Origin of the sequence: Allobosea sp. CER48 (assembly GCF_044752385.1) — a bacterium.
Lineage (GTDB): Bacteria > Pseudomonadota > Alphaproteobacteria > Rhizobiales > Beijerinckiaceae > Allobosea.
The window spans coordinates 1-4556 of record NZ_JBIWYK010000250.1 but is presented as its reverse complement, the minus strand read 5'-3'; the positions used below and the strand labels follow the sequence as shown (position 1 = coordinate 4556).

Annotated in this window: 4 protein-coding genes; 2 read left to right on the top strand and 2 right to left on the bottom strand. The window is 65.6% G+C overall.

Going from position 1 to position 4556, the window contains the following annotated elements; translation table 11 throughout:
• Window positions 1-185 precede the first annotated feature (185 nt).
• The gene (gene pnp / locus ACIPIA_RS10665; RefSeq protein ID WP_400509292.1) at window positions 186-2360 is read right to left on the bottom strand and encodes a polyribonucleotide nucleotidyltransferase; all 2175 of its coding nucleotides are present in this window, start codon (window positions 2358-2360) and stop codon (window positions 186-188) included.
• 260 nt (window positions 2361-2620) lie between these two features.
• Window positions 2621-2890 (bottom strand): 30S ribosomal protein S15, encoded by a 270-nt coding sequence (gene rpsO, locus ACIPIA_RS10660; RefSeq protein ID WP_400509290.1) that lies wholly within the window; start codon window positions 2888-2890, stop codon window positions 2621-2623.
• 243 nt (window positions 2891-3133) lie between these two features.
• Here rpsO and ku point away from each other — a divergent pair, with 243 nt between their 5' ends.
• Entirely contained in the window at window positions 3134-3997 is an 864-nt protein-coding gene (ku, locus tag ACIPIA_RS10655) for a non-homologous end joining protein Ku (RefSeq protein WP_400509288.1), read from the top strand.
• Between the two features lie 17 nt (window positions 3998-4014).
• On the top strand, window positions 4015-4556 hold a 542-nt coding region (locus tag ACIPIA_RS10650), incomplete at its 3' end, for a DNA polymerase ligase N-terminal domain-containing protein (RefSeq protein WP_400509286.1).

Sequence of the window (4556 nt, the reverse complement as noted above, 5' to 3'; positions counted from 1 at the left end):
GATCGAGTGCGGTCAGGCCCAGTCCTTCGATCAGCGCGACGACGCTGGGCGCGTGGTCGTCGATCGACACGCTGGATCATCACGCGCGCGGGTCTGTCGGCATCGACAAGGAACCTCGGGAAGCAAAAACGCCCCGCATCCTGCGATGCGGGGCGTCCTGTTTCGCCTGAGCTTGCGCGCAGCGATTACTCGCTGGCCGCCTGCTTCTCGCGAGCCTTCTCGGCATCGCGCTCGGCCTTGAGCTTCTCGGTGATGTCCTCGCCGGTCTGCTGGTCGACGACCTTCATCGAGAGGCGGATCTTGCCGCGCTCGTCCATGCCGAGGAACTTGACCTTGACCTTGTCGCCTTCCTTGACGACGTCCTGGACCTTCTGGACGCGCTTGGGAGCGAGTTCGGAGATGTGGACGAGGCCGTCCTTGGCGCCGAAGAAGTTCACGAAGGCGCCGAACTCCATGATCTTGACGATCGTGCCGTCGTAGATCACGCCGGTTTCCGGCTCGGAGACGATCGACTTGATCCACTTGATCGCGGCTTCGATCGACTTGCCGTCGGCCGAGGCGATCTTGATGGTGCCGTCGTCCTCGATGTTCACCTTGGCGCCGGTCTTCTCGACGATCTCGCGGATGACCTTGCCGCCCGAGCCGATGACTTCGCGGATCTTGTCGACCGGGATCTTCATCGTCTCGATGCGCGGCGCGAACTCGCCGAGCTGGCTGCGCGAGGCCGACAACGCCTTGCTCATCTCGCCGAGGATGTGCTCGCGGCCGCCCTTGGCCTGCTCGAGGGCGACCTTCATGATCTCCTCGGTGATGCCGGCGATCTTGATGTCCATCTGCAGCGAGGTGATGCCCTCGGCCGTGCCGGCCACCTTGAAGTCCATGTCGCCGAGATGATCCTCGTCACCGAGGATGTCGGAGAGCACGGCGAAACGCTTGCCTTCCAGGATCAGGCCCATCGCGATGCCCGCGACCGGCGCGCGCAGCGGCACGCCGGCATCCATCAGCGCCAGCGAGGTGCCGCAGACGGTGGCCATCGAGGAGGAGCCGTTGGACTCGGTGATCTCCGAGACGACGCGCAGCGTGTAGGGGAACTCGCCCTTGCCCGGCAGCATCGGGTGGATGGCGCGCCAGGCGAGCTTGCCGTGGCCGATCTCGCGACGGCCGGGCGAACCCATGCGGCCGGTCTCGCCGACGGAGTAGGGCGGGAAGTTGTAGTGCAGCAGGAAGGTCTCCTTGTAGGTGCCTTCCAGCGAGTCGATGAACTGCTCGTCGTCGCCCGTGCCGAGCGTGGTCACGACCAGCGCCTGGGTCTCGCCGCGGGTGAACAGCGCCGAACCATGGGTGCGCGGCAGGACGCCGGCCTCGGCCACGATCGGGCGGACGGTCTTGCCGTCGCGGCCGTCGATGCGGATGCCGTCGTCGAGGATGTTCCAGCGGACGATCTTGGCCTGGGCTTCCTTGAACTGCGCGCCGACCTTGTCCTTCGGGAAGGTGGCGACGCCGTCCGGCGTCTCGGAGACGAGCGCGGCGACGACCTTGGCCTTGACGGCGTCGACGGCCTTGTAGCGCTCGGCCTTGGCGGTGATCTTGTAGGCGGCGCGCAGCTCGGCCTCGCCGACCTTCATGATCGCGTCGAGAACGGCGGAATCATCCGGAGGGCTGAAGTCGCGCGGCTCCTTGGCGGCCTTCTCGGCCAGGCGGATGATCGCGTCGATAACCGGCTGGAAGTGCTTGTGGCCGAACATCACGGCACCGAGCATGACCTCTTCGGTCAGCTCCTTGGCCTCGGACTCGACCATCATCACCGCGTCCTGCGTGCCGGCGACGACGAGATCGAGCGCCGATTCCTTGGCCTCCTCGATCGTCGGGTTGAGCTTGTAGGCGCCGTCGATATAGCCGACGCGAGCGCCGCCGATCGGGCCCATGAAGGGCACGCCGGAAAGGGTCAGCGCGGCCGAGGTCGCGACCATCGCGAGGATGTCGGGATCGTTCTCGAGATCATGCTGCAGAACGGTGACGACGACCTGGGTGTCGTTCTTGTAGCCTTCGACGAAGAGCGGGCGGATCGGACGGTCGATCAGGCGGGAGACCAGCGTCTCCTTCTCGCTCGGGCGGCCTTCGCGCTTGAAGTAGCCACCGGGAATGCGGCCGGCCGCGAAGGTCTTTTCCTGGTAGTTCACGGTCAGCGGGAAGAAGTCGAAGCCCGGCTTCGGCTCCTTGGCCGAGACGACGGTCGCGAGCACGACGGTCTCGCCATAGGTGGCCAGAACGGCCCCGTCGGCCTGGCGGGCGACCTTGCCGGTCTCGAGGACGAGCTTGCGGCCGCCCCAGATCAGTTCTTCGGTTTGGATGTCGAACATGGATTTTTCTTTCGGTCGGATGTCGACCCGCCCGGCGCCTTCAAGCCCATGGGCAAGACGGCGGAACGCTCGGGTTCTTGGAAGCATGCGCCCGAGCGCTCGGCGATCCTGCCATGGACGTCTTGGGCGCCCGGCGGGTCACGCGGGAAGCCGCCCCATGCGGCTGCCGCGGGATTGGGGCGCACCGCCCATGGCGGCACAGCCCCGAAAACGTGCCGCCCGGAGCGTGGCGCACCGGGCGGAAACTGTTCAGCCTTCGATCAGCGGCGGATGCCGAGCTTCTCGATCAGCGTCTTGTAGCGGCCCTGGTCCTTGCCCTTGAGGTAGTCGAGCAGGGAACGGCGCTGCGACACCAGCTTGAGCAGGCCGCGGCGGGAGTGGTTGTCCTTCGCGTGCGACTTGAAGTGGCCGGTCAGGTTGTTGATGCGCTCGGTCAGGATCGCGACCTGGACTTCCGGCGAGCCGGTGTCGTTCGGCTTGGTGGCGTATTCCTGAAGCAGGGCGGTCTTGCGCTCGGCAGTGATCGACATCGGGATATCCTTTGTTTCGGGTTGATCTGGCGGGCCAGGCCGGGATGTCGTCCAGCGAGGTCCGAAGCCCGCGAGCCGCCTCATCGCGGAGGGGTCGCGCAGCCGGCTTTTCGGTCCGGATGCCGGGCATATACACGAAATCGACGGAAACGCCAGCGCCCTGCGGAACAGGACCGCAGGAGGTCGGTTTGAGTCGTTGTCGTCACCCAAGAAGGCGGGGCCCCTCGCCGTGGAGGCTGTCCGATGGCGCCGCGTCCGGCCTGGAAGGGCTATCTCAAGCTCTCCCTCGTATCCTGTGCGGTCGAGCTCACAGGCGCCACCAGCCAGAGCGAGAAGGTTTCCTTCCGCGTCATCAACCGCAAGACGGGGAACACGGTGCGGCGGCAATATATCGACAGCGTCACCGGCAAGCCGGTCGCCGATGACGACGAGGTCAAGGGCTACGAGATCGGCGACGACGAATATCTGCTGGTCGAGGAGGACGAGATCGAGTCGGTACAGATCGAGTCTTCGCATACCCTGGCGATCGAGAGCTTCGTCGATCGCGCCGACATTCCGCAGATCTATTTCGACACGCCGTATTACGTGACGCCCGCCGATGAGGTCTCGGGAGAGGCCTTCGCCGTGATTCGCGAGGCGATGGCAAAGCAGAAGAAGGCCGGCATCGCCCGGATCGTTCTCTATCGCCGCGAGCGGCCGGTGATGATCGAGCCCTTCGACAAGGGGCTGCTCCTGACGACCTTGCGCTACGACAAGACCGTGCGGAAGCCGGAGGAAGTCTTCGAGGGCCTCGGAAGGCAGAAGACGGATCCCGAGCTCATCGACCTGGCGACGCACATCATCGAGAAGAAGCAGGCGGCCTTCGACCCCGGAGATTTCGACGATCGCTACGAGGATGCGCTGCTCGCGCTGCTCAGCGCCAAGCAGAAGGGCAGGAAGCCCCCGGTGGTGCAGGCGGCGGAACGCCCGGCCAATGTCGTCAACCTCTTCGATGCGTTGAAGAAGAGCCTGGCGGGCGCAGGCGGCGACAAAACCAAGCCGAAATCGGCAAAGGTGGCCAGGCCAGCAGCCAGGCGCCCTGCGACGAAGCCTCGCAGGAGTGCTTGAGCGCATAGGGAGGATCGATGTCCACGCTCGATCTCTATCGCTCCAAACGCGACTTCACCCGCACCAGGGAGCCCAAGGGCGCCAGAACGCGGCGTAACGGCGCCTCGCAGGGCGGGGCCTTCGTCGTCCAGAAGCACGCGGCCCGGCGACTCCATTATGATTTCCGGCTGGAACATGGCGGCGTGCTCTGGTCCTGGGCGGTCACCCGCGGCCCCAGCCTCGATCCTGCCGAGAAGCGGCTGGCCGTCCATGTCGAGGACCATCCGCTCGAATATGGCGGGTTCGAGGGCAGCATTCCCGCCGGCCAGTATGGCGGAGGCTCTGTCATCGTCTGGGACGAAGGCCGCTGGACCGCGGAGGGCGATCCCGTCGCGGGCATGAAGAAGGGCCACCTGGCCTTCACGCTGGACGGGCACAAGTTGCGCGGCCGCTGGCATCTGGTCCGGCTGAAGCCGCGGCGTGGTGAGAAGCGCGACAACTGGCTGCTGATCAAATCCGAGGATGAATTCGCCCGGACGGACGAAGATGTCCTCGAAACCCGGCCGAACTCGGTGAAGTC

Bases quoted from the DNA above. Each gene is read 5' to 3' on its own strand.
- pnp (WP_400509292.1), bottom strand. From the start codon at position 2,360: ATGTTCGACATCCAAACCGAAGAACTGATCTGGGGCGGCCGCAAGCTC.
- rpsO (WP_400509290.1), bottom strand. From the start codon at position 2,890: ATGTCGATCACTGCCGAGCGCAAGACCGCCCTGCTTCAGGAATACGCC.
- ku (WP_400509288.1), top strand. From the start codon at position 3,134: ATGGCGCCGCGTCCGGCCTGGAAGGGCTATCTCAAGCTCTCCCTCGTA.